19 protein-coding genes and 1 pseudogene are annotated in these 23,865 nt (G+C 60.5%); 13 read left to right on the top strand and 7 right to left on the bottom strand.

The window, feature by feature from the left end; translation table 11 throughout:
* Positions 1 to 14 precede the first annotated feature (14 nt).
* Together lgt and ACA052_RS27530 are read left to right on the top strand one after the other, a co-directional pair.
* Positions 15 to 827 (top strand): prolipoprotein diacylglyceryl transferase, encoded by an 813-nt coding sequence (gene lgt / locus ACA052_RS27535; RefSeq protein WP_497647620.1) that lies wholly within the window; start codon positions 15 to 17, stop codon positions 825 to 827.
* A 50-nt stretch (positions 828 to 877) separates the two neighbouring features.
* Positions 878 to 1,849, top strand: coding sequence for a thymidylate synthase (locus ACA052_RS27530; protein WP_497647619.1), 972 nt, complete (start codon positions 878 to 880; stop codon positions 1,847 to 1,849).
* 113 nt (positions 1,850 to 1,962) lie between these two features.
* Here the strand turns inward: ACA052_RS27530 and cadR are convergent, their stop codons facing one another.
* A complete protein-coding gene (cadR, locus tag ACA052_RS27525; protein ID WP_497647618.1) occupies positions 1,963 to 2,412 on the bottom strand; it encodes a Cd(II)/Pb(II)-responsive transcriptional regulator in 450 nt (149 codons plus the stop codon).
* 84 nt (positions 2,413 to 2,496) lie between these two features.
* Between cadR and ACA052_RS27520 the strand changes: the two genes are divergently transcribed.
* The 8 genes from ACA052_RS27520 to ACA052_RS27485 all read left to right on the top strand — a co-directional run bounded on the left by ACA052_RS27520 (position 2,497) and on the right by ACA052_RS27485 (position 12,026).
* Entirely contained in the window at positions 2,497 to 4,764 is a 2,268-nt protein-coding gene (locus tag ACA052_RS27520) for a heavy metal translocating P-type ATPase (RefSeq protein WP_497647617.1), read from the top strand.
* Positions 4,765 to 4,780: 16 nt separating this feature from the next.
* Positions 4,781 to 5,644: a LysR family transcriptional regulator gene (locus ACA052_RS27515; protein WP_497647616.1), complete on the top strand. Its 864-nt coding sequence runs from the start codon at positions 4,781 to 4,783 to the stop codon at positions 5,642 to 5,644.
* 191 nt (positions 5,645 to 5,835) lie between these two features.
* A complete protein-coding gene (locus tag ACA052_RS27510) occupies positions 5,836 to 6,912 on the top strand; it encodes a putative 2-aminoethylphosphonate ABC transporter ATP-binding protein (protein ID WP_497647615.1) in 1,077 nt (358 codons plus the stop codon).
* The gene (locus tag ACA052_RS27505; protein ID WP_497647614.1) at positions 6,912 to 8,636 is read left to right on the top strand and encodes a putative 2-aminoethylphosphonate ABC transporter permease subunit; all 1,725 of its coding nucleotides are present in this window, start codon (positions 6,912 to 6,914) and stop codon (positions 8,634 to 8,636) included. Before ACA052_RS27510 ends, ACA052_RS27505 begins: the two co-directional genes overlap by 1 nt.
* A gap of 39 nt (positions 8,637 to 8,675) precedes the next feature.
* Positions 8,676 to 9,701, top strand: a complete 1,026-nt coding sequence (locus tag ACA052_RS27500; protein WP_497647613.1) for a putative 2-aminoethylphosphonate ABC transporter substrate-binding protein — start codon at positions 8,676 to 8,678, stop codon at positions 9,699 to 9,701.
* A gap of 117 nt (positions 9,702 to 9,818) precedes the next feature.
* Positions 9,819 to 10,952, top strand: coding sequence for a TIGR03364 family FAD-dependent oxidoreductase (locus ACA052_RS27495; protein ID WP_497647612.1), 1,134 nt, complete (start codon positions 9,819 to 9,821; stop codon positions 10,950 to 10,952).
* Complete coding sequence (locus tag ACA052_RS27490; RefSeq protein WP_497647611.1) at positions 10,952 to 11,518, top strand: phosphonate degradation HD-domain oxygenase; 567 nt, start codon at positions 10,952 to 10,954, stop codon at positions 11,516 to 11,518. Before ACA052_RS27495 ends, ACA052_RS27490 begins: the two co-directional genes overlap by 1 nt.
* Before the next feature lie 85 nt (positions 11,519 to 11,603).
* Complete coding sequence (locus ACA052_RS27485) at positions 11,604 to 12,026, top strand: hypothetical protein (RefSeq protein WP_497647610.1); 423 nt, start codon at positions 11,604 to 11,606, stop codon at positions 12,024 to 12,026.
* A gap of 163 nt (positions 12,027 to 12,189) precedes the next feature.
* Here ACA052_RS27485 and ACA052_RS27480 read toward each other — a convergent pair whose 3' ends face one another.
* Together ACA052_RS27480 and ACA052_RS27475 are read right to left on the bottom strand one after the other, a co-directional pair.
* A complete protein-coding gene (locus ACA052_RS27480) occupies positions 12,190 to 13,575 on the bottom strand; it encodes a GTPase/DUF3482 domain-containing protein (protein WP_497647609.1) in 1,386 nt (461 codons plus the stop codon).
* Entirely contained in the window at positions 13,568 to 14,947 is a 1,380-nt protein-coding gene (locus ACA052_RS27475) for a DUF2868 domain-containing protein (protein ID WP_497647608.1), read from the bottom strand. Before ACA052_RS27475 ends, ACA052_RS27480 begins: the two co-directional genes overlap by 8 nt.
* An 85-nt stretch (positions 14,948 to 15,032) precedes the next feature.
* Between ACA052_RS27475 and ACA052_RS27470 the strand changes: the two genes are divergently transcribed.
* Positions 15,033 to 15,545 (top strand): dihydrofolate reductase, encoded by a 513-nt coding sequence (locus tag ACA052_RS27470; protein ID WP_497647607.1) that lies wholly within the window; start codon positions 15,033 to 15,035, stop codon positions 15,543 to 15,545.
* A 102-nt stretch (positions 15,546 to 15,647) separates the two neighbouring features.
* On the opposite strand, the gene ACA052_RS27465 is transcribed toward ACA052_RS27470, so the two are convergent.
* Positions 15,648 to 17,039 (bottom strand): L-cystine transporter, encoded by a 1,392-nt coding sequence (locus ACA052_RS27465; RefSeq protein WP_497647606.1) that lies wholly within the window; start codon positions 17,037 to 17,039, stop codon positions 15,648 to 15,650.
* A 255-nt stretch (positions 17,040 to 17,294) separates the two neighbouring features.
* Between ACA052_RS27465 and ACA052_RS27460 the strand changes: the two genes are divergently transcribed.
* Both ACA052_RS27460 and ACA052_RS27455 read left to right on the top strand, forming a co-directional pair.
* Complete coding sequence (locus ACA052_RS27460; RefSeq protein WP_497647605.1) at positions 17,295 to 18,350, top strand: HAD family hydrolase; 1,056 nt, start codon at positions 17,295 to 17,297, stop codon at positions 18,348 to 18,350.
* Positions 18,351 to 18,639: 289 nt separating this feature from the next.
* A pseudogene (locus ACA052_RS27455) lies at positions 18,640 to 18,807 on the top strand (DUF6124 family protein); the annotation flags it as partial.
* 194 nt (positions 18,808 to 19,001) lie between these two features.
* Here ACA052_RS27455 and ilvD read toward each other — a convergent pair.
* From ilvD to ACA052_RS27440, 3 genes are all read right to left on the bottom strand, one after another.
* On the bottom strand, positions 19,002 to 20,843 hold the full coding sequence (gene ilvD, locus ACA052_RS27450; RefSeq protein WP_497647604.1) for a dihydroxy-acid dehydratase: 1,842 nt from the start codon (positions 20,841 to 20,843) through the stop codon (positions 19,002 to 19,004).
* A gap of 366 nt (positions 20,844 to 21,209) precedes the next feature.
* The gene (locus tag ACA052_RS27445) at positions 21,210 to 22,406 is read right to left on the bottom strand and encodes an MFS transporter (RefSeq protein WP_497650408.1); all 1,197 of its coding nucleotides are present in this window, start codon (positions 22,404 to 22,406) and stop codon (positions 21,210 to 21,212) included.
* 212 nt (positions 22,407 to 22,618) lie between these two features.
* Positions 22,619 to 23,818, bottom strand: coding sequence for an MFS transporter (locus ACA052_RS27440; RefSeq protein ID WP_497647603.1), 1,200 nt, complete (start codon positions 23,816 to 23,818; stop codon positions 22,619 to 22,621).
* Positions 23,819 to 23,865: the final 47 nt, after the last annotated feature.

The raw sequence follows: 23,865 nt of genomic DNA, 5'->3' as shown, positions 1-23,865 counted from the left end.
AACGAGGAGTCGCAATGCTGCCTTACCCGCAGATCGACCCGGTGGCCCTGGCCATCGGTCCGCTGAAAATCCACTGGTACGGCTTGATGTACCTGATCGGCATCGGCGGTGCGTGGCTGCTGGCGTCGCGCCGGCTCAACCGTTTCGACCCGACCTGGACCAAGGAGAAACTCTCCGACATGGTCTTCTGGATGTCGATGGGCGTCATTGTCGGTGGTCGCCTGGGCTATGTGCTGTTCTACGACCTGATTGCTTACCTGGCCAACCCGACGCTGATTTTCGAAGTGTGGAAGGGCGGCATGTCATTCCATGGCGGCTTTATCGGCGTGATGCTCGCGGCGTTGTGGTTCGGTAAGAAGAACAACAAGTCGTTCTTCCAGCTGATGGACTTCGTCGCACCGATGGTGCCGATTGGCCTGGGCGCCGGGCGGATCGGCAACTTCATCAACGCCGAGTTGTGGGGCAAGGCGACCGACGTGCCGTGGGCGATGGTGTTCCCGCCGTTCAGCGATCCTGCGCAACTGCCGCGTCATCCGTCGCAGCTGTACCAGTTCGCGCTGGAAGGCGTGGCGCTGTTCCTGATCCTCTGGTTGTTCTCGCGCAAGCCGCGGCCGACCATGGCGGTGTCCGGGATGTTCGCGCTGTTCTACGGTATCTTCCGTTTCATCGTCGAATTCGTCCGTGTACCGGACGCGCAACTGGGCTATCTGGCCTGGAACTGGCTGACCATGGGCCAGGTGTTGTGCGTGCCGATGATCGTTGGCGGCCTGTTCCTGATCTGGCTGGCGTATCACCGCGCTCCGGCGACTCCAGCAGCGGCCGTATAAATTCGAACCCCGGGGGCGACGGTTCCCGGGTTCAAGGACACAGGTAACTCATGAAGCAATATCTCGAACTGGTCGCCCACGTCATCAAGAACGGCACCAAGCAAGCCAACCGTACCGGCGTGAACACCATCAGTTTTCCGGGGGCGATGCTGCGCTATGACCTGCAGGAAGGTTTTCCGGCGATCACCACCCGCAAGATGGCCTTCAAATCGGCCATCGGCGAAATGTGTGGTTTTCTGCGTGGAGTGAACAACGCCGCCGAGTTCCGCGCGCTGGGCTGCAAGGTCTGGGACCAGAACGCCAACGAAAACGCGCAATGGCTGGCCAACCCGTTCCGCCAGGGCGAAGACGACCTCGGTGAGATTTACGGCGTGCAATGGCGCAAATGGCCGGCCTACAAGCAGATCCCGGTCAGCAACCAGGCCGCCATCGAACAGACCCTGAAGCAAGGCTACCGCCAGATCGCCGAAGGCGAAGAAGACGGCCAGGCCTACGTGGTGCTGTACAAGGCGATCGACCAGGTCCGTCAGTGCGTCGACACCATCATCAAGGACCCGGGCAGCCGCCGTATTCTGTTCCACGGCTGGAACGTCGCCCAACTCGATGAAATGGCCCTGCCGCCGTGCCACTTGCTGTATCAGTTCCACCCGAATGTCGAGACTAAAGAGATCTCTTTGACCCTCTACATCCGCTCCAACGACCTGGGCCTGGGCACGCCGTTCAACCTCACCGAAGGCGCCGCGCTGCTGAGCCTGATCGGTCGCCTGACCGGCTACACGCCGCGCTGGTTCACCTATTTCATCGGTGATGCCCACGTCTACGAAAACCATCTGGACATGCTGAATGAACAGCTCAAGCGCGAGCCGTTTCCGATGCCGAAACTGGTGATTAGCGACCGTGTGCCAGAGTTTGCCAAGACCGGTGAGTACCAGCCGGAGTGGTTGGAGTTGATCGAGCCTGGCGATTTCTCCCTCGAGGGCTATCAGCACCACGCCCCAATGACCGCCCCGATGGCGGTCTAAAACCTCACCGCGATCCCCCTGTAGGAGCTGCCGAAGGCTGCGATCTTTTGATCTTGATCTTAAAAAAGAAAGATCAAAAGATCGCAGCCTTCGGCAGCTCCTACAGAGGGGTGTCAGTGGCCGTGACTGCGGCCCACGTGGGAAGGCTCAACCTCCGTCGCTACAACCCCACCGCTAATTTCCAACCGCTGCAAAATCCCGCATTGATCGATATCCGGCCCCTCGCCGCAGCGTTGGCGCAGGTCGAGCAGTTGCGCCTGCAACGCCAGCAACCCGTCAATCCGCGCTTTCACGTGTTGAATGTGTTCGTCGATCAGCGCATTCACGCTTTCACACTGATCCTGCGGGCTGTCGCGCAAGGCCAGCAGGCTGCGGATTTCCTCCAGGGTCATGTCGAGGGTGCGGCAGTTGCGGATGAAGGTCAGGCGTTCGGCGTGGGCCTGGGTGTAGACGCGATAGTTGCCGTCGCTGCGGGCCGGTTCCGGCAGCAGGTTTTCGCGCTCGTAGTAGCGAATGGTTTCCACGGCGCAGTCGGTGAGTTTGGCCAGTTCTCCGATCTTCATGACGGCAATCTCCAAATGGGTGCTTGACCCTATAGTGGCTACAGGGTCTTTACTTGGCAACAGGCACCTTTATGGACGCGACCAATGAGCGACTCCCGGCACGATCACACACACGAAGCTGATCACGATCATGATCACAGCCACAAGCTGCAGCCTGTGCAGAAGCACGACCATGGCGGCCATGGGGATTCCTGCTGTGCCTCCAAAGCGGCGGCGCCGTCGCTGATCAAGTTGAGCGAAACGCCGACCGACGGTGCACGGCTGAGCAGCTTCCGCATCGACGCCATGGACTGCCCGACCGAGCAGACACTTATCCAGAACAAACTGGGCAAACTCGCGGGCGTGCAGCAACTGGAATTCAACCTGATCAACCGCGTACTGGGCGTCACCCATGACCTGCCGAGCACCGCGCCGATCATCGACGCCATCAAGTCCCTCGGCATGCAGGCCGAGCCAATGGAGCAAGGCGTTGAAGCCCCAGCGCCGGCCCCCGAGAAAAAGCCCTGGTGGCCATTGGCGGTGTCCGGCGTCGGTGCGTTGGCCGCTGAAGTTATCCACTTCACCAACGCTGCGCCCAACTGGGTCGTGGCGGTGATCGCGCTGATCTCAATTCTCAGCGGCGGCCTCGGCACTTATAAAAAGGGCTGGATTGCCCTTAAAAACCTCAACCTGAACATCAACGCGCTGATGAGCATCGCGGTAACGGGCGCGATCCTCATCGGCCAATGGCCGGAAGCGGCGATGGTGATGTTCCTGTTTACCGTGGCCGAGTTGATCGAAGCCAAGTCCCTTGACCGGGCGCGCAACGCCATCGGCGGCTTGATGCAGATGACCCCGGAACAGGCCACGGTGCAGCAGGCCGACGGCAGCTGGGTTGAGCAGGACGTGAAAATCATCGAACTGGGCGCACGAGTGCGAGTGCGGCCCGGCGAGCGAATCGGCCTGGACGGGGAAGTGGTGTCCGGCAATTCGACCATCGATCAGGCGCCCATCACCGGCGAAAGCCTGCCGGTGGAGAAGACCGTCGGCGACAAGGTTTTCGCCGGTACCATCAATCAGGCCGGCTCACTGGAATATTCCGTGACTGCTGCGGCCAACAATTCGACGCTGGCGCGGATCATCCATGCCGTCGAGCAGGCCCAAGGTGCGCGGGCACCGACTCAGCGCTTCGTTGACCAGTTTTCGAAAATCTACACCCCGGCCGTGTTCATCTTCGCCCTCGCGGTGGCGGTCATTCCGCCGCTGTTCATGGGCGCGCTGTGGTTCGACTGGATCTACCGGGCGCTGGTGTTGCTGGTGGTCGCTTGCCCGTGTGCGCTGGTAATCTCCACGCCCGTGACCATCGTCAGCGGCCTCGCGGCAGCAGCGCGCAAAGGGATTCTGGTGAAGGGCGGCGTGTATCTGGAGGGCGGTTACAAGCTCGATTACCTGGCGCTCGATAAAACCGGCACGATCACCCACGGCAAACCGGTGCAGACCGATTACCTGTCGCTTGTCCCAACGGCTGATGCCGAGGCGCCGGCGATTGCGGCAGCGCTGGCGGGTCGCTCGGATCACCCGGTGTCGCTGGCCATCGCGAATGCGGCGGTGGATAAACAATTCGCGCCGCTGGCTGTGGATAACTTCGAAGCGCTGGCCGGTCGCGGTGTACGCGGTGAGATCAACGGTCAGACCTACCACCTGGGTAACCATCGGCTAGTGGAAGAACTGAACCTGTGCTCGCCGGCGCTGGAAGAGAAGCTGTTTGCGCTGGAGAAGCAGGGCAAGTCCGTGGTGCTGCTGCTCGACAAGTCCGGCCCGTTGGCGTTGTTCGCCGTGGCCGATACGGTCAAGGAATCCAGCCGCGAAGCGATCCAGCAACTGCATGAACTGGGCATCAAAACCTTGATGCTGACCGGCGACAACGTCCACACCGCGCAAGCAATCGCCGCGCAAGTCGGCATCGACGAGGCCAAGGGCGATTTGCTGCCGACCGACAAGCTGCAAGCCATCGAAGCACTCTATGCGCAGGGCCATAACGTCGGCATGGTCGGTGACGGCATCAACGATGCGCCGGCACTGGCGCGGGCCGAGATCGGTTTTGCCATGGCCGCCGCGGGCACCGATACTGCCATCGAGACGGCTGATGTCGCCCTGATGGACGACGATCTGCGCAAGATTCCCGCATTCATTCGTTTGTCGCGGCAGACATCGAGCATCCTCAAACAGAACATCGCGCTGGCATTGGTCATCAAGGCGATCTTTCTTGGGGTAACCTTCGCCGGGCTCGCCACCATGTGGATGGCGGTGTTCGCCGACATGGGGGTGAGTCTGTTGGTGGTGTTCAACGGTTTGCGCCTGTTGCGCAAATAAACGATGAGGGACGGCTGTGCTGAGTGCCGAGCTGAAGGCGTTTTACATGGTGGCCCGCTTGGGCAGCATTACCCTGGCGGCGAAAAAGCTCGGCTTGAGCCAGCCCACGGTCACCACGCAGATCCGCAACCTGGAAAGCCAGTACTCGGTTGAACTGTTCTACCGTGGCGGCCGCCGCCTCAGCGTCAGTGACGAAGGCGCGCGGTTGCTGCCGATGGTCAAGATGTTGTTGCAGCAGGAGGCCGATATCGAGTTCTTCCTGCGCAACAGTGGTCAGGTCCAGGGTACGTTGCGCATTGCGGCCACGGCGCCGTATTACATCCTCGATCTGGTGAAGACTTTTCGGGAACGCTTGCCGCAGGTAGAGGTGTCGGTGGAAATCGGCAACTCCCAGCAGGTGCTGGAAGCGCTGGAAGATTACCGGGTCGATGTCGCCGCTTCCTCGCAATTGCTCGACGATGCGCGGCTGATTCGCCGGGTGCTCGGCAGCGATCCACTGGTGCTGGCGGTGCATCGCAATCACCCGTTGGCCGTGCATGATCATGTGGCACTCAGTGCGTTGGCCGGGCATACGCTGTTGATGCGGGAGTCGGGCTCGACCACCCGACGGTTGACCGAAGAGTTGCTGGCCAGCGCCGGGGTGAGTTTCGGGCCATTGCTGGAGATTGGCAGCCGAGAATCGATTCGCGAGGCGGTGTTGCGCAACATCGGCATCAGCATCATCGCCCGACAGGAAGTGCCGCATGATCCGCAGTTGCGGGTGCTGACCCTCGAGAATGCACCACAGATTCCCGAATATCTGTATTGCCTCAAGGAGCGCAAAGGCGCGCGGCTGCCAGCGGCTTTTCTCGGGTTGGCGCAGGAAATGGCGCCGGTTTAAAGATCAAGAGATCGCAGCCTTCGGCAGCTCCTACAGGTATACGCCAATCCATGTAGGAGCTGCCGAAGGCTGCGATCTTTTGAGGTCAACCCAAATCCCTGAATACCACTATCAGCCGTTTTTGCCTCACTGCCACATGACGGACTCATTGCAACTCTAGGATGGCCCCATCTGCTAGATGAGGTCCGTCCATGAACAACTCGATCGCAACTGCCCTGACCAACCCCGGCGCCCCGATGAAAGTGCGCGGCGTGCAGAAACGCTTTGGCGCGTTCACCGCGCTGGACAACGTTTCCCTCGACGTCGCGGCCGGTGAACTGGTGTGTCTACTCGGCCCGTCGGGTTGTGGCAAAACCACCTTGTTGCGCTGCATTGCCGGGCTGGAGAAACAGGACAGCGGCGAGTTGTACCTCGGCAACCGCGATGTTTCCCACCTCGCACCTCAGGCGCGGGACTACGGCATTCTGTTTCAGTCCTACGCGCTGTTCCCCAATCTCACCGTCGAAGCGAACATTGCCTACGGCCTGGCCGGCAACGGTCGCGATGAAGTGCGCAAGCGCGTCGGTCAGATGCTGGAACTGGTCGGCCTGACCGGCAGTGAGAAAAAGTACCCCGGCCAGTTGTCCGGCGGTCAGCAGCAACGGGTTGCACTGGCTCGGGCCTTGGCACCAGCGCCTTCGCTGTTGTTGCTCGATGAACCGATGTCCGCCCTCGACGCCCGGGTTCGCGAGCACCTGTGCACCGAACTGCGCCAACTGCAACGCAACCTCGGCATCACCACCCTGATGGTCACCCACAATCAGGACGAGGCGATGCTGATGGCCGACCGGATCGCCGTGATGAACAACGGCAAGGTCGAGCAATACGCCACGCCTCAGGAAATCTACGACCGCCCGGCGACGCCGTTTGTGGCGGAGTTCGTCGGTCAGGGCAACTGGTTGCCGTTTCATCGCAGCAGCGACAGCCACGCCCGGGTTGGTGGCCTGAACATGCGCCTGGCCGACGGCAGTGCGAAAACCGCGTCCGGCCGGTTGTTCTGTCGCCCCGAGGCGATCAACGTCAACCCGCTGGTGCATGAAGAAAACCTGTTCCCGGCCAAAGTTCGCGAAATCACCTTCCTCGGTAATCGTTGCCGCATGAGCTTCGAACTCGATCAACTGCCGGGCCATGCCTTGCTGGCAGAGCTGGCGCCGGAAGCCATGCCGCGCCTCGGCGCACAGCAGATCATGGTCGCCTTGCCGCCGCGCAGTCTGCAGGTGTTTGCCTGATGAGCGCGAACATCGCGCTGCCGATACCGCACAAGCAGGTTCGGCAGGCCTCCCGTGCCGAGATTGGCGACCGGGTGTTCGTGGTCGGCGGCAAACTGCTTTTGCTGGTGTTGCTCGGCATGGCGGTGTTGATGCCGCTGCTGGCGATCTTCTGGCGCGGGTTCAGTTCGCAAGCCGGGCAGGGCGGTGGTCTGGTCGCTGCCCGTGAATTGGTCACCAGTGCGAATTTCCACTGGCTGCTCGGTAATAGTTTGAAAGTGTCCCTCAGCGTCGCGGCGATTGTCGTACCGCTGGCCTACCTGTTTGCCTACGCTCTGCAACGCACATTGATTCCGGGCAAAGGCATCTGGCGCGGCATGTCCCTGTTGCCGCTGATGGCGCCGTCGATGTTGCCGGGCATTGCGCTGGTTTATCTGTTCGGCAACCAGGGCCTGTTGCGTGGTTTGCTCTCGGACAATATCTACGGCTTCTGGGGCATTGTACTGGGTGAGGTCATCTACACCTTCCCACACGCCTTGATGATTCTGCTGTCGGCGTTGTCCCTGGCGGATGCGCGACTGTTCGATGCCGCCTCGAGCATGGGCGCCAGCCCGGCGAAAGCCTTTCGCAGCATCACCTGGCCGGCGACGCGTCAGGCGGTGTTCGCGGCGTTTTGTCTTGTATTCACCTTGACCATCACTGACTTCGGCGTGCCCGTGGTGGTCGGCGGCGACTATCAAGTGCTGGCGCTGGAAGCCTACAAAGCCGTGGTCGGCCAGCAACAATTTGGTCGCGGCGCGTTGATCGGCATGGTCCTGCTGCTGCCGGCGCTGTTCAGTTTCGGGGTCGATGCGTGGTTGCGTCGGCGTCACGGCGATTCCATGAGCGGCAGGGCGCAAGTCTTCAAGCCAGCACCGTCGAAGCTGCGCGACGGTTGCTACCTGGCCATCGTCCTGCTGATCTGCGCGGTGTTGCTGCTGGTGTTCGGCATGGCGGTGTTCTCATCGCTGGTGAAATTCTGGCCGTACAACCTGTCGCTGTCGCTTAACCACTACCAGTTCAACGACACCGCCGGTGGTGGTTGGTTGGCCTACGGCAACAGCGTGAAGATGGCCTTGTGCACGGCATTGATCGGCAGCGTGCTGATCTTCACCGGCGCTTACCTGATGGAAAAAACCAAGGGCCAGCGCGGACTGAACCTGACCCTGCGCATGCTCAGCTTTGTGCCGATGGCAGTGCCGGGGCTGGTGCTTGGCCTGGGTTACGTCTTCTTCTTCAACCTCAACGGCAACCCGTTGCATGTGCTCTACGGGACCATGACGCTGCTGGTGGTCTGCACCATTGCTCACTATTTGACCACCGCGCAAATGACCGCCACCACCGCGCTGCGCCAACTCGACGCCGAGTTCGAAGCCGCTGCGCTGTCGCTCAAGGCGCCGCTGTACCGGCATTACCTGCGCGTCACTGTGCCGATCTGCCTGCCGGCGCTGCTGGACATCGTGCGCTACCTGTTCGTCTCGGCCATGACCACCGTCTCGGCGGCGATCTTCCTCTACAGCCCCGACACCCTCCTCGCGGCGGTGGCAGTGCTGAACATGGACGATGCCGGCAACGTCGGCGGTGCGGCGGCGATGTCGACCCTGATTCTGTTCACCTCGGCGGGCGTGTCCCTGCTGCTGGCCTGGGCTTCGCGCGGTTTGCTGCGCCGTTCCCAGGCCTGGCGGCAGACCGCGCCCGGCAACTGATTCCAATCCCGCAAACCCCAACTCAAACAGGAAAAGATCATGTTCAAGCCCCTGGCCCTAGCCGCTGCTGTCCTCACTGCTTTCAGCCTGAACGCCTTCGCGGCGAAAACCGAGTTGACGGTGTACACCGCGCTCGAAGCCGAACAACTGAAGACCTACAAGGACGCCTTCGAAAAGGCCAACCCGGACGTCGAGATCAAGTGGGTGCGTGATTCCACCGGGATCATCACCGCCAAGCTGCTGGCCGAGAAAGAGCGCCCACAAGCCGACGCCGTCTGGGGCCTGGCCGCGTCGAGCCTGGCGATCCTCGATCAGCAAGGCATGCTGCAAAGCTACGCGCCGAAGGACCTGGGCAAAATCGGCGGCAACTACCGCGACGCCGCCAACCCACCCGCGTGGGTCGGCATGGACGTCTGGGCCGCGACCATTTGCTTCAACACCGTCGAAGCCGAGAAGCAGGGCTTGACCAAACCCGTGAGCTGGCAGGACCTGACCAAGCCTGAGTACAAAGGCAAAATCGTGATGCCGAACCCGGCGTCGTCCGGCACCGGTTTCCTCGACGTCAGCGCCTGGTTGCAAACCTTCGGCGAGAAGCAGGGCTGGCAGTACATGGACGACCTGCACCAGAACATCGGCCAGTACGTTCACTCCGGTTCCAAGCCTTGCAAACTGGCGGCGGCGGGTGAGTTCCCGATCGGCATTTCCTTCGAATACCCGGCTGTTCAGCTGAAACGCCAGGGCGCGCCGCTGGACATCATCCTGCCGAAGGAAGGCCTGGGCTGGGAGATCGAAGCGACCGCCGTGATCAAGGGCACACAGCATGAAGACGCGGCGAAGAAACTGGCTGACTTCTCGGCAAGTCCTGCGGCGATGGAGCTTTATAAAGAGAACTTCGCGGTCCTCGCTCAGCCGGGTATCGCTAAGCCGCAGACCGAATTGCCGGCGGATTACGAGCAGCGTTTGATCAAGAACGACTTTGCCTGGGCGTCGAAGAACCGCGATGAAATCCTGACTGAATGGCGCAAGCGCTATGACGGCAAGTCCGAGAAAGTGGTTGCCAAGTAAATTTTCGCAGGCAGACAGGGCCTCTTCGCGAGCAAGCCCGCTCCCACAGGGGAACGCGTACTCCTTGTGGGAGCGGGCTTGCTCGCGAAAGCGGTTATGAATTCAGGACATCTCTTAATGACACACCACAGCGACATGCTAATCGTCGGCGCCGGCATTCTCGGCCTGTCCCACGCCTACGCCGCCGCCAAACGCGGTCTAAAAGTCAACGTTTTCGAACGCAGCGAAACACCGCTCGGTGCCTCGGTTCGCAACTTCGGCCAGGCCCTCGTCACCGGCCAGCCTCCAGGCCCGATGCTCGAACTGGCCAAGGCCAGTCGTGACATCTGGGGCCAGTGGGGGCAACACGCCGGCCTCAAACTCAAGCGCAACGGCTCGTACCTGTTCGCCCGAACCGAAGCCGAAGAACAGTTGTTGGAAGCCTTTTGCGGCGGCCGAGCGGTGGAGCACGGTTACCGCGTCGAACTGCTGCGCGGCGCTGCATTGCGCGATGTGTACGGCGGCCAGTTCAGCCATCACCGCGCCGCGTTACACGGCATCGATGATCAACAGGTGTATTCCCGCGAAGCGATCCCTGCGCTGATCGACTACCTGCGCCGCGACTTCGGCGTCGAGTTTCACTTCTCCACCTTGGTGCGCGACATCGAACCGGGGCGCTTGCACAGCACGGCCGGGACCTTCAGCGCCGAGCAGATCATCGTCTGCTCCGGCCACGATTATCAGACCTTGCTCGCCGAGCCGATTGCCGCACTCAACCCGCAAACCTGCCGCCTGCAAATGCTCCGCGCCCGGCCGCACATCAACCTCAACCTGCAACATGCGGTGCTCACCGGATTGAGTTGCGTGCACTACGGCGCCTTTGCCGATCTGCCCGAAGCGGCGGCGGTGCAGGCTCAGATTGTGCGAGAAGAACCGCACCTGCATGAAAACGGCATTCACTTGTTGATCAGCCCGACCCCTTACGGTGAGTTGATCATCGGCGATTCCCACCATTACGGTAGCGACCCGTCGCCGTTCAACGCCGAGCAGGTGGACAACTGGATGCTTGAACTGGCCGAGCAGACGCTGGGTTGCAAGGTGCAAGTGATCGAACGCTGGCAGGGTGTTTATGGATCGCGAGGGCCGGGGCCGTTCTCGTTCCTGCGGCCAATGCAGGGCGTGAGCGTGGCACTGATGCACACCGGTGTCGGCATGAGTGTCGGGCCGGCGATGGCCGAACGAAACGTCGCCACCTTGCTGGGAGAAATGTGATGGGCCGCAACGAACAAGTGATCGCCGAAGTGTTTGCGCTGTACGAACGCTTTGGCGACAGCGACTACATCGGTGAGCCGGTGTCGCAGATCGAGCACATGTCCCAGGCGGCGGAACTGGCCATGGCCGAAGGTTTCGATGATGAAGTGGTGCTGGCAGCGTTCTTCCACGACATCGGGCATATCTGCGCCGAAAGTACCGAGAACATGGGCGGTTTCGGCGTGGTCAGCCATGAACGCCTGGGCGCTGATTACTTGCGCCGCGCAGGTTTCAGCGAACGCCTGGCGCGGTTGGTGGAATACCACGTTCAGGCCAAGCGTTATCTGACCCTGAAAGAGCCCGGGTACTACGAGCGCTTGAGCGAAGCCAGTCGTCGAACTCTGGAATATCAGGGCGGGGTGATGACCGTTGAAGAGGCAGAAGCCTTCGAACAAGACCCGTTGTGTGCGGTCAGTTTGCGGATGCGCCAGTGGGATGAGTTGGCCAAGGAAATGTGGGTGCCGGTGATGGATCTCGAGGTGTTGAAACGCAAAGCCGCGAACGTCTTGTCCTGCGAGGCGCGCTGAGTTGTCCCACGGGCAATAGCGAAACGGAGGATGGATTGCCTTGCGGCAACGGGGCAGTCTGGGTTTTTGCCAAGGAAGCGCACGGATGCGTTATTTGAAAGTGATTGCACAGGATCGAAGCGGTAAGGGTGTGGCAGATACCGTGCACTTTGAGTTCTACGAAGAATACCGGTTGCAGCGCAAGGCAACTGAGGCGGATCGACGACGGCTCACATCGTTCAGCAAAACGTATTTGAAATGCGCCTGGTTCAACAGCGATGAAGGGGAGGCGCGGCACTTGCGCATTTTCTCGCAGAATCCATCGGCTGACGGCTCGCCGGAAACGGTACGCCTGCATTTTCATGATGGGCCGACAATTGCCTATAAAGCAGCGGTTCACGATCTTGATGACGATGGTGAACTGGAGGTGATATTGGCGTCGGATGTGGACAATGACGGGCGCTCGGATCGCACGGATCGGCGAAGAGTAGCTTCGCTGGTGCGCGAGTTTTTGAAGAACGGTTGGTAGTCGCTATCCCTGTAGCAGCTGCCGAGCCTGCGAGGCTGCGTCCGGCTGCGTAGCAGTCGTAAACCTCGAAAACGCGGTTTGCCAGACAGCGCGCAGTGCATGGTTTTACGGCTGCTACGCAGCCGGACGCAGCCTCGCAGGCTCGGCAGCTGCTACGGGGGGGTTAAGACACAACTAACTGCTGCGCCAGCACCTCAACCTGCTCCTGCCGCTCCGCCTGACTTAACTTCGGGTGCGGATTAAGCGACGACCACTGCGGATGCGCCCGCGCCTTGTTCAGTGCTTCGGGCAGCTTGCCTTCGCGCCAGGTTTTGTCCTGGGGCGTGGCCACCTGAATGCTGTCCATCGCCGCATGGCCACGTGCATTCAGCGCCTGCACCAGCTGCCGTTGGCGCAACGCCAACAGACGCAGCACGCTGTCATCGACGGTCAATTCCCGTTGCCCTTTGATCTTGCCCAGCAAACGGCTGCCATAACTGCGTGCGGTTTGCAGGGCCCCACCGGCAATCGCCCCGGCCAATGCCGCCGCGCCGAGGGTCAGGCCACCCACCAGCAAGTCGACACCGGCCCCGGCTGCTGCGCCAGCGGCGATTCCGCCGCCGACTCGCACGCCCAGTTGCTTAAGGGTTTCCGGATTGAACAGGTCATCACCCCATCGACCATCGAGCAGCGGCAGATCACTGGCCGCCGCGTCCTGCGGACGGAAAGCGTAGAGCTTGAGCAGGGCTTCGACGCAGCGCTGTTCCCGTTGGCGAACCGCTTTGCGCAGTTCGCTGATGGCCTGCTGTTCTTGCTCGGCGTCACTGATCACGCTGCGTCGACACGCGGCGCAATCAATCAACAATTCGGCAATCAACCGTGCTGCGCTTTGTTGGCGGGCCAGGCGTTGCGCCTGTTGATCGGCAATCAGGCGCTCCAGTTGATCGCGGGAATTTTCCAGCAGCAGTGCGAGGCTTTCATAGAGTCGACGGTCACCATCCTCCGGTGGCGCGACACTGTCGAAACGCACCAAGGCGTGCAAGCCCAAACGCGCCAACGCTTCGCGCCAGTCCGGCTCACGGTGGTTGGCGCTGCTGACGAAGTTCAGCACCGGCAACAGCGGTTTGCCGCAGCCGGCCAGCACTTCCAGTTCGTCGCGGTACTTGGCCAGCACGGGCTCGCGGGCGTCGATCACGTAGAGACCGGCGTCGCAGGTCAGCAGTTGCCGCAGCACTTTGGCTTCCTGTTCGAAACGCTGCCGCGCTTCACTGCCTTCCAGAAATCGCGCCAGTCGGGCCGGGCCGTCGAGGCGTTCACCGGGGCGTTCCAGGCGTTCGAGGTAATCGAGCAGGGCGATGGCATCTTCCAGGCCGGGGGTGTCGAACAGGTCGAGCAAGGGCTCGCCGTCCACCGACAAGCGTGCACCTTCGACGTGTCGCGTGGTGCTGGGGCGATGGGAGACTTCGCCGAAGCCGACATCGCGGGTCAGGGTCCGCAGCAATGAGGTTTTACCCACATTGGTGTGGCCGACCACGGCGAGCTTCAACGGCGGTTTCCAGGGATTAGTCATGACCGGTCTCCAACCAGTTCATCGGCGCGCAATCGGCGAACGACAGCTCAAGTTGTTGCAGCGCGACGTGCCAGTCGCCGAGGCGCTCGGCATCCAGCGCTTCACCGGGTGGCGCTTGCAGTAACCAGACGCGGGTGGCGCTGGCGTTGCGCGCCAGTTCGGCGATCAATGCCAGGCTGCCGCGATCCGGTGAGCGGCGTGGATCGCAGGCGATGGCTAATCGGGCCGGTGGGAAGCGACTGAGTTGTTCCAAGAGTTTGTTACGCGATTCGCGGCTGTCGAGGATGCCTGCGTCGTTCACGGTTTTTGGCAAGGGCGGCGGCCAGGGGCGTTGAGAGTCCAGCTCGATGGCGACCAACAGCGCGCCATCGCTTTGCAGCTCGCTGAAACCGTTTTCGACTTTATGAAGCTGTGCTGGCGCGGCATCGCTGATGCCCAGGCGTTCGCTGGTGGGCATCAGCCGTTCGCGCAGTTGGGCGTAGCCGGGCAGGTTCAGATCCAGGTGCAATCCAGCCTGGCCGGCTTTCCAGCGCCACAGGCAGAGCAGTGCCAGCAGCAGGCGAGGCACAATGCCGTAGACCACCAACACGCCGACCAGCCAGGTGGCCCAGGCTTGACGGGCACTTTCGATGTTCAGCGCGGCATCGCCACTGGCGCGGATCATGTCCACCGTCGGCACGTTGAAACCCAGCAGCGCGGGCAGGGCGCCGAGGCCCTGGGTCATGGCAACAAAGGTGTCGGCGCCGAGCAGGGTGGTTTCCCAGACGAAACCGTAGCGCCGGGTCGCCATCAACGTCAGCAAAATCACCAATGCACTGAGCATCGCCAGCAACCACAAACCGTTGACCAGCACGCCGATCGCCCAGCGATTGAGTTTCTGTCGTTGCAGTAACAACAGCAGGGCAGGCGCCAGTTGCGCGGCTTTGGCATCGCGGGCGAGTTTTTCACTGAGCCACAGCCACAAGCGCCCGAGCGTGGCGCCGTGTTCGCCAGCGAACATCAAGCCCAACGCCCAACTCAATAACAGAATCAGGTTCAACCCAAGCAGGCTGCCCAAGGCCCAGAACACATTCACCGGGAATTGCCCGTCGCCTAACGCGGCGAACGCCAGGCCGGCGCCGCTCACCACGGCCAGCACCGACAGCACCAGCAGCGATAGTCGCGCGCCCTGCAGCCAATGGTTGAGTGCGCCCGCCAAACCGTCCCGCTCGGCCAGCCACAGGGCGCGATGCTGGATCCGTGTCGGCAGGTCACCGCCGGCGGTGCGCGCCAGTCGGTTGGCTTCCAGATCATCCAGAGGACCGGCATGTTCTTCACGCAGGCGCACGGTTTCGGTCAGCCAGAGGTTTTGCAGTGGAGTCAGTTCAGTCACGCGGCATCCCGTCGCTCAAATGAGCTGTGAGCATAACCGCTGTGGCGCTTATCGGGGTACGCGGGGCTCTGGTATCCTCGCCGGCATGACTAAATCACTCCCCCTCAGCCTGATCGCAGCCCTCGGTGAAAACCGTGTGATCGGCGTCGACAACAGCATGCCCTGGCACTTGCCGGGGGACTTCAAATACTTCAAGGCCACCACGCTCGGCAAGCCGATCATCATGGGCCGCAAGACCTGGGATTCCCTGGGACGCCCGCTGCCGGGCCGGTTGAACATCGTGGTCAGCCGTCAGGCGGACCTGGTGTTGGAAGGCGCGGAGGTTTATCCGTCGCTGGAGGCCGCAGTGGTTCGGGCTCGGGAATGGGCGCTGGAGCAGGGCGTCGATGAGGTGATGTTGATTGGCGGCGCGCAGTTGTATACGCAGGGGATGGCGCAGGCGGATAGGCTGTATTTGACCCGCGTGGCGTTGAGCCCGGACGGGGATGCGTGGTTTCCGGAGTTTGATTTGAAGCAGTGGAAATTGGTGTCGAACATCGAGAACCCGGCTGCAGATGACAAGCCGGCGTACAGCTTCGAGGTTTGGGAAAAAGCTTGATCTGTGGAGAGGGGATTTATCCCCGTTGGGCTGCGAAGCAGCCCCAAAATAATGGGTCGCTGCGCAACCCAACGGGGATAAATCCCCTCGCCACAAGGTCAATTACGCGTGAGCCAACTCCGAATGCTCATCCGCATCCAGCAGCGCTTTATCCGTCTGCTGCATCATCTGGCTGGTAATCGCCCCCGCCGTGATCGAACCGCTGACGTTCAACGCCGTACGGCCCATATCAATCAGCGGCTCAACCGAAATCAGCAACGCCACCAGTGACACCGGCAAGCCCATCGCCGGCAGCACGATCAACGCGGCAAACGTCGCGCCACCGCCCACGCCCGCCACACCGGCCGAACTCAGCGTCACAATCGCCACCAGCGTCGCAATCCACAGCGGGTCCAGCGGATTAATGCCTACGGTCGGCGCAACCATCACCGCCAACATCGCAGGGTACAAACCCGCGCAGCCGTTCTGGCCAATGGTCGCGCCGAACGAAGCGGCAAAACTGGCAATGGACTGCGGAATACCCAAACGGCTGGTCTGCGCTTCGATGCTCAGCGGAATCGTCGCCGCGCTGGAGCGGCTGGTGAAGGCAAACGTCAGCACCGGCCAGATCTTGCGGAAGAAACGCAGCGGGTTGATCCCGGCTGCCGACACCAGCACGCCGTGGACGACAAACATCAGGCCCAGGCCAATGTAGGAAACCACCACGAAACTGCCGAGCTTGATGATGTCTTGCAGGTTGGAACCGGCGACCACTTTGGTCATCAGCGCCAACACGCCGTACGGCGTCAGCTTCATCACCAGGCGCACCAGGCGCATCACCCAGGCTTGCAGGGTGTCGATGGCGTTGATTACTTTCTGACCTTTTTCGACATCGTCTTTCAGCAGTTGCAGCGCGGCAACCCCGAGGAATGCCGCGAAGATCACCACGCTGATGATCGAGGTCGGTTTAGCGCGAGCCAGGTCGGCGAACGGGTTTTGCGGTATGAACGACAGCAACAGCTGCGGCACATTCAGGTCCGCGACCTTGCCGGCGTAATCAGTCTGGATGGTTTGCAGGCGAGCCATTTCCTGGGTGCCGGCCACCAGTCCCTCTGCGGTCAAGCCGAACAGGTTGGTCAGACCGATGCCGATCAGCGCCGCGATGGCGGTGGTGAACAGCAGCGTGCCGATGGTCAGGAAGCTGATTTTGCCCAGCGACGACGCATTGTGCAGGCGCGCCACCGCACTGAGGATCGAGGCAAACACCAGCGGGATCACGATCATTTGCAGTAACTGCACGTAACCGTTGCCCACCAGATCGAACCAGCCGATCGAGGCTTTCAGCACCGGGTTGCCGGCACCGTAGACAGTGTGCAACGCAACACCGAACACCACGCCCAGCACCAGTGCGAGCAGGACTTTCTTGGCTAAGCTCCACGTGGTGTGACGGGTTTGCGCCAGGCCGAAAAGCAGGGCGAGGAACACCAGCAGATTGAGGATCAGCGGCAGATTCATGAAAACTCCGATAGGACTTGTGCCAGCCACATGCGTTGGTGACTGCGAACCCGCAAGCCTAACAGCTTGAAATATAAAGAATTAATATCAAAAAAGTCTGAAGACTGTCGTTTTTGGAATAAGAGAGTGTCGTTGTCGGAGATGCAGCTGGCGCAATAGGTGCGTTAACGGTCGCAGGCAGACGAGGACCGTCACACTAATTTGTTAGCGTCGATATTCTTTGAATCAGGGTCTTTTAATAAGGGAAGCATGCCGATGAAACGCGCACCGAAAATTCTGGCTGCCGCACTCTGCCTTGGCCTCACCGGCCAGGTATTTGCCACGGATTTGAAGCACTGGCCAGCCGATCAGGCCAAGGCGCTGGACGCAATGATTGCGGCCAACGCCAACAAGGGTAATTTCGCGGTGTTCGACATGGACAACACCAGCTACCGCTACGACCTCGAAGAGTCGTTGCTGCCGTTCATGGAGAACAAGGGCCTGATCACCCGCGAGAAACTCGACCCCTCCCTGAAGCTGATTCCGTTCAAAGACACTGCCGATCACAAGGAAAGCCTGTTCAGCTACTACTATCGCCTCTGCGAAATCGACGACATGGTTTGCTACCCATGGGTCGCCCAGGTGTTCTCCGGCTTCACGCTGACCGAGCTCAAGGGCTACGTCGACGAGTTGATGGCTTCCGGCAAACCGGTGCCGACCACGTATTACGACGGCGACGTGGTCAAGACCCTCGACGTCAACCCGCCGAAAGTCTTCACCGGCCAGGCCGAGCTCTACAACAAGCTGATGGAGAACGGCATCGAGGTCTACGTGATGACCGCCGCCTCGGAGGAACTGGTGCGCATGGTCGCTGCCGATCCGAAATACGGCTACAACGTCAAACCGCAGAATGTGATCGGCGTGACCACGCTGCTCAAGGACCGCAAGACCGGCGAGCTGACCACCGCGCGCAAGCAGATCACCGCTGGCAAGTATGACGAGAAAGCCAACCTCGGCCTTGAACTGACCCCGTACCTGTGGACCCCGGCCACTTGGATGGCCGGTAAGCAAGCGGCGATCCTGACCTACATCGATGAGTGGAAAAAACCGGTTCTGGTCGGCGGCGACACCCCGAGCAGCGACGGTTACATGCTGTTCCACAGCGTTGACGTGGCCAAGGGTGGCATTCACTTGTGGGTCAACCGCAAAGACAAATACATGACCCAGATTAACGGCATGATGACCAAGCACGCTGCAGCCCAGGCCAAGGAAGGGTTGCCGGTCACGGCGGACAAGAACTGGGTGATCGTCAAGCCTGAAGAAATCCAGTAACCCCCAGATGCGACTGTAGGAGCTGCCGCAGGCTGCGATCTTTTGATCTTTAATGGTCGCGCCGAAGAAGATCAAAAGATCGCAGCCTTCGGCAGCTCCTACAGTTGATCTATTTTGTTCACAAATCCTGTGTTCACAGCCGACCCCCTGTGGGAGCGAGCCTGCTCGCGAAGAGGCCTGCGTGGGCAATGAAAGCCTCTGTTTAATTAACATCTCCAGACACTCTCGCAGGCTACACATTCTTGCGTAACGCCCTACGGGTGCTTCAGAATCCGCCGACTTGTGCGCCTTGGCTCATGCCTGCGAATCACTCGCCTCGGCCAATGTCATGGCCAGCGATTTCGCCGCACTGCTGGAAGGCACTCAACGCAGCACGATGCTGGGCATCGCGCAGGTCATCATGTTGGGCGAGCTGGCGGTAAATCAAGCGCTGGATAACCTCGACCCGCAGGACTAGCGCCGGGCCCCTTTGTAGGAGCTGCCGAAGGCTGCGATCTTTTGATCTTATAGATTGCTGAAGATCAAAAGATCGCAGCCTGCGGCAGCTCCTACAGGGATTGGATCGATCCCAAGTGGGGGCGATCAGCAGATTTCGGCGCAAAAAAATGCCCCGCACTTGGCGGGGCATTTTTTTTGTTCAACGGTTAACGCTTACAGCCCGTCGAGCATCGCCTTGTTACGCACGGCACCTTTGTCGGCGCTGGTCGCCAGCAGGGCGTAGGCCTTCAGTGCGGTGGTCACCTTGCGTGGACGTTTTTCCACAGGCTTCCAGCCTTTCTGATCCTGCTCGGCACGGCGCCCGGCCATTTCTTCGTCGCTGATCAAGAGGTTGATCGAGCGGTTCGGAATGTCGATCAGCACTTTGTCGCCGTCCTGCACCAGGCCAATCGCGCCACCAGCAGCGGCTTCTGGCGAAGCGTGGCCGATGGACAGGCCCGAAGTGCCTCCGGAGAAACGGCCGTCGGTGAGCAGGGCGCAGGCTTTGCCCAGGCCTTTGGATTTCAGGTACGACGTCGGGTACAGCATTTCCTGCATGCCCGGGCCGCCTTTCGGGCCTTCGTAACGGATGATCACGATGTCGCCGGCCTTCACTTCGTCCGCGAGGATGCCGCGTACGGCGCTGTCCTGGCTTTCGAAGATCTTGGCGTTGCCTTCGAAGACATGGATCGACTCGTCGACGCCGGCGGTTTTCACCACGCAGCCGTCCAGCGCGATGTTGCCGTAGAGAACGGCCAGGCCGCCTTCTTTCGAGTAAGCGTGTTCAACGCTACGGATACAGCCGTTTTCACGGTCGTCGTCCAGGGTTTCCCAACGGGTCGACTGGCTGAACGCAGTTTGCGTCGGGATGCCCGCCGGGCCAGCCTTGAAGAAGTGATGCACGGCTTCGTCGTCGGTCTGGGTGATGTCCCACTTGGCGATGCCTTCGGCCAGGGTCTTGCTGTGTACGGTCGGCAGGTCGGTGTGCAGCAAGCCGCCACGGGCCAGCGAGCCGAGGATGCTGAAGATCCCGCCGGCACGGTGCACGTCTTCCATGTGGTACTTCTGGATGTTCGGCGCGACCTTGCACAGTTGCGGTACGTGGCGGGACAGACGATCGATGTCCTTCAGGTCGAAGTCGATCTCGGCTTCCTGGGCCGCGGCCAGCAAGTGCAGGATGGTGTTGGTGGAACCGCCCATGGCGATGTCCAGCGTCATGGCGTTTTCGAACGCCTTGAAGTTGGCGATGTTGCGCGGCAACACCGACTCGTCGTTTTCGCCGTAGTAGCGCTTGCACAACTCGACGATGGTGCGGCCGGCCTGCAGGAACAGCTGTTCGCGGTCGCTGTGTGTGGCCAGGGTCGAACCGTTGCCCGGCAATGCCAGGCCCAGCGCTTCTACCAGGCAGTTCATCGAGTTGGCGGTGAACATGCCGGAGCACGAACCGCACGTCGGGCAGGCGCTACGCTCGTATTCAGCGACTTTCTCGTCAGAAGCGCTTTCGTCGGCGGCGATCACCATGGCGTCGACGAGGTCGAGACCGTGGCTGGCCAGTTTGGTCTTGCCGGCTTCCATCGGGCCGCCGGAGACGAAGATCACCGGAATGTTCAGGCGCAGGGACGCCATCAGCATGCCCGGGGTGATCTTGTCGCAGTTGGAAATGCAGACGATCGCATCGGCGCAGTGGGCGTTGACCATGTATTCGACGGAGTCGGCGATGATCTCGCGGCTCGGCAGCGAATACAGCATGCCGTCGTGGCCCATGGCGATGCCGTCATCGACGGCGATGGTGTTGAATTCTTTTGCCACGCCACCGGCGCGTTCGATCTCGCGGGCGACCAGTTGGCCCAGGTCCTTCAGGTGGACGTGGCCAGGTACGAACTGGGTGAAGGAGTTGGCAATGGCGATGATCGGCTTTTTGAAGTCGTCATCTTTCATCCCCGTGGCGCGCCACAGTGCGCGGGCGCCGGCCATGTTGCGGCCATGGGTGGATGTTTTCGAGCGGTAATCAGGCATGAAGCACTCCGGGCGGCTAATCAGGTATCAAAAGGGAAGTGAGCTTCTATTGACGTCTGGAACACTCAGAAATGGCCTTGTGTCCGGAAGTTGCCGATAACTTTGCGGGATCGCCGCGCGCTTCAGCTTGAGCTCATAAACCCGCCGGGGGATGACTGGCGATGAATGTCGCGATTCTACACGGCTGGCGGCTGGAGGGAATGCCCACAAACGTGGTGCTAACGCTTACGTGACATACGGGGGCGCGATTAAACCACCTCCCGGTAGGAGCGAGCTTGCTCGCGAAAAACCCGAGAGCGCCGTGAGGTCTAAGGCTGCCAGCGTTATCGTTGATGATTTTTCGCGAGCAGCTCGCTCCTGTAGGTATCAGCTCGTTTTCAACGCCAGATTGCGCTGCACAATCAACGTGTTCAAACCAAGCCCCGCAGCACTCAGGGTCAAGAAACATAAGGCGAGAGCCGTGGTCAGGTCTTCCGACGCGAGGTTGATCACCACGCTGATCACACCGCCGCACATGAAAATCAACAGGCTGCCGGCGGAGGTCGCTGTGCCGGCGTGTTGCGGGTAGAGACTCATCGCTTTGGAGTTTGCGATGGGACGGGAGATGGTGGTGCCGGCAGTACAGATCAGCATGGGTGCCAGTACGGTGGCGACGGACAGGCCGAACTGCCAGACCAGCCACAGCATCACCAGACCCGACAACGCGATCAGGTGCAGGCCGACGTTGATTTGCGTGCCGCCATCCATATGGCGGTGCAGGATGCTGGCAACAATTCCGCCGATCACATAGGCCACGCCGTACAGCAACAGTGCCCAGGCGAATTCATAGGTCGACAGATTCAGGTGTTCCATGAAAATGACCGGCGAAATGACGATGAACGAGAAATGGCAGGCGAAAGCCAGCGCCGAAATCAACCAGTAACCCATAAAGCGAATGTCGCAGCAGAGCAGCCAATAGGTGCCGAAAAAACGCCGGGGCATCAGGTTGCTGCGGTGATTTTCCTTGATCAGAAAAAAAGATCTTAGCCAGACAATAATCGCCAGGATGATGAATACATAAAAACTGCCCTGCCAGCCCAGATACAACTGCAACCAAGTGCCCATCAGGGGTGAACTGCAGATGAAGATCCCGCCAGCAGTGACCATCCAGATCCGCAGGCGCTCCAACTCCCGACCGGCGAACAGGTCCTGGACCAGCGCTTGAGATAAGGCAAACGACGCGCAACCCACCGCCTGAACAACACGAAAGCCCAGAAACCAGGCGTAATCGCTGGCGAAAAGGCACCCCGTTGCACCCATTGCGGACAGGGCAATTCCACCCAACAGCAGTTTTTTTCGACCGAACATGTCGGACAACGGCCCGATCAGCAGCAGCGAAAGTGCCAGGCCGATCGCAAAGATACTGACAGACAGGGCGATATCGGAAGGTGAGGTGCGGAAGTAGTCGGAGAGGGCAGGAAAGGACGGGAGTACGACGTCTAGAGGGAAGACGGCGAGCAATGTCATGGTCATCAACAGCAGGATGATGGATGACTTTTCTTTGGCATGAATAGCGTGAGTCATCAAGCACATCTCTCGGTCCGTGAGGGGGGGAACGAGGATTGATTTGATGAGAGGGGAAGTCAACGCAGGCGAGTGCGGGATATTTCTGAATCTGTTGTAGGAGCGAGCTTGCTCGCGATGGGCGTCAACGATGACGCGCTTAACCTGATGGAATGAGGCGCCGGATGGTTTTTCGCGAGCAATCGAGCGTCGACCGGCTGCTCCTACAGGTATCAGCCGATATTCAGCGCCAGATTCCGCCGAGTGATCAACGCGTTCAAACCAAGACCCGTAGCACTCAGGGTCAGAAAGCATAAAGCGAGAGCCGTGGTCAGGTTTTCGGACGCGAGATTGATTATTACGCTGATCACGCCGCCGCACATGAACATCATCACGCCACCGACCGAAGAGGATGTGCCGGCATCCTGTGGATAGAGGGTCATGGCTTTGGAATTGGCAATAGGCCTGGCAATGGTGGTGCCGGCGGTACAAATGAGCATGGGGATCAAGACCGCAGCCGCAGTGAGCCCGAACTGATTCGCCAGCGACAGCATGACCAACCCCGACAGCGCGATCAGCGCCAGGCCGATAACGATCTGCGAATTGGCCGGCAGACGTCGATGCAGCGCGCTGGCAACGATTCCTCCGAGCACATAAGCCACGCCATACAGCAGCAGTGCCCAGGCAAATTCATAGGGTGAGAGGGCAAGGCGCTCCATGAAGATGATGGGAGAAATGACGATAAATGAAAAATGGCAGGCAAAGGCCAGGCCCGAAATAAGCCAGTAGCCCGTGAAGCGCAGATCGGAACACAGCCGCCAGTAGGGACTGAAAAAGCGACCGCGGGAAGCAACACGACGGCGCGGGGTTTGCTTGAGCAAAACGCTGGCCCTCATCCAGACAATCACGGCCAACACGATAGATACGTAGAAGCTGCCCTGCCAGCCCAGATGCAATTGCAGCCAGGTTCCGACCAGCGGCGAGATGGAAATGAACACCCCGCTGCAGGTTGTCATCCAGATTCGGACTCGCTGCTGTTCCTTGCCGACGAAACAATCCTGAATCAGTGCCTGCGACAGCACAAAGGCTCCGCAACCCACTGCCTGAACGACGCGGAACAGCAGAAACCAGCTGTAATCGCTGGAAACCAGGCAGCCCGTCGCACCAACGATCGTGATGGCGATACCGGCCAGCAAAATGCTCTTGCGCCCCCACACATCCGACAGCGGCCCGACAAACACCACGGATAGCGCAAGGCTAATGGCGAACAGGCTGACGGACAACGCAATGTCGGACGGCGAGGTACGGAAGTATTCAGAGAGATGGGGGAAAGACGGGAGCACCACGTCCAGCGGGAAAACTCCCAGCAACGTGATGGTCATCATTAGCGCGATGAGCGACGATTTTCCTTTGGTGCGTATGACGTGAGTCATCAATCAGCTCTCGGTCCGTGAGGGTGTCCGAGGATTGGTTCGATCAG

The sequence above is a fragment of the Pseudomonas sp. LBUM1644 genome, assembly GCF_059716195.1.
Note: the sequence above shows the minus strand (reverse complement) of the source record. Positions and strands in the feature narration are given on the sequence as shown.

What these genes read in the sequence shown, in the direction of transcription:
- ACA052_RS27440 (WP_497647603.1), bottom strand. Translation starts at nt 23,818, where the DNA reads ATGACTCACGTCATACGCACCAAAGGAAAATCGTCGCTCATCGCGCTA.
- ACA052_RS27465 (WP_497647606.1), bottom strand. Translation starts at nt 17,039, where the DNA reads ATGAATCTGCCGCTGATCCTCAATCTGCTGGTGTTCCTCGCCCTGCTT.
- ACA052_RS27520 (WP_497647617.1), top strand. Translation starts at nt 2,497, where the DNA reads ATGAGCGACTCCCGGCACGATCACACACACGAAGCTGATCACGATCAT.
- ACA052_RS27500 (WP_497647613.1), top strand. Translation starts at nt 8,676, where the DNA reads ATGTTCAAGCCCCTGGCCCTAGCCGCTGCTGTCCTCACTGCTTTCAGC.
- lgt (WP_497647620.1), top strand. Translation starts at nt 15, where the DNA reads ATGCTGCCTTACCCGCAGATCGACCCGGTGGCCCTGGCCATCGGTCCG.
- ACA052_RS27510 (WP_497647615.1), top strand. Translation starts at nt 5,836, where the DNA reads ATGAACAACTCGATCGCAACTGCCCTGACCAACCCCGGCGCCCCGATG.
- ACA052_RS27460 (WP_497647605.1), top strand. Translation starts at nt 17,295, where the DNA reads ATGAAACGCGCACCGAAAATTCTGGCTGCCGCACTCTGCCTTGGCCTC.
- ACA052_RS27490 (WP_497647611.1), top strand. Translation starts at nt 10,952, where the DNA reads ATGGGCCGCAACGAACAAGTGATCGCCGAAGTGTTTGCGCTGTACGAA.
- ACA052_RS27480 (WP_497647609.1), bottom strand. Translation starts at nt 13,575, where the DNA reads ATGACTAATCCCTGGAAACCGCCGTTGAAGCTCGCCGTGGTCGGCCAC.
- ACA052_RS27495 (WP_497647612.1), top strand. Translation starts at nt 9,819, where the DNA reads ATGACACACCACAGCGACATGCTAATCGTCGGCGCCGGCATTCTCGGC.
- ACA052_RS27505 (WP_497647614.1), top strand. Translation starts at nt 6,912, where the DNA reads ATGAGCGCGAACATCGCGCTGCCGATACCGCACAAGCAGGTTCGGCAG.
- ACA052_RS27445 (WP_497650408.1), bottom strand. Translation starts at nt 22,406, where the DNA reads ATGACTCACGCTATTCATGCCAAAGAAAAGTCATCCATCATCCTGCTG.
- ACA052_RS27485 (WP_497647610.1), top strand. Translation starts at nt 11,604, where the DNA reads ATGCGTTATTTGAAAGTGATTGCACAGGATCGAAGCGGTAAGGGTGTG.
- ilvD (WP_497647604.1), bottom strand. Translation starts at nt 20,843, where the DNA reads ATGCCTGATTACCGCTCGAAAACATCCACCCATGGCCGCAACATGGCC.
- ACA052_RS27530 (WP_497647619.1), top strand. Translation starts at nt 878, where the DNA reads ATGAAGCAATATCTCGAACTGGTCGCCCACGTCATCAAGAACGGCACC.
- ACA052_RS27470 (WP_497647607.1), top strand. Translation starts at nt 15,033, where the DNA reads ATGACTAAATCACTCCCCCTCAGCCTGATCGCAGCCCTCGGTGAAAAC.
- cadR (WP_497647618.1), bottom strand. Translation starts at nt 2,412, where the DNA reads ATGAAGATCGGAGAACTGGCCAAACTCACCGACTGCGCCGTGGAAACC.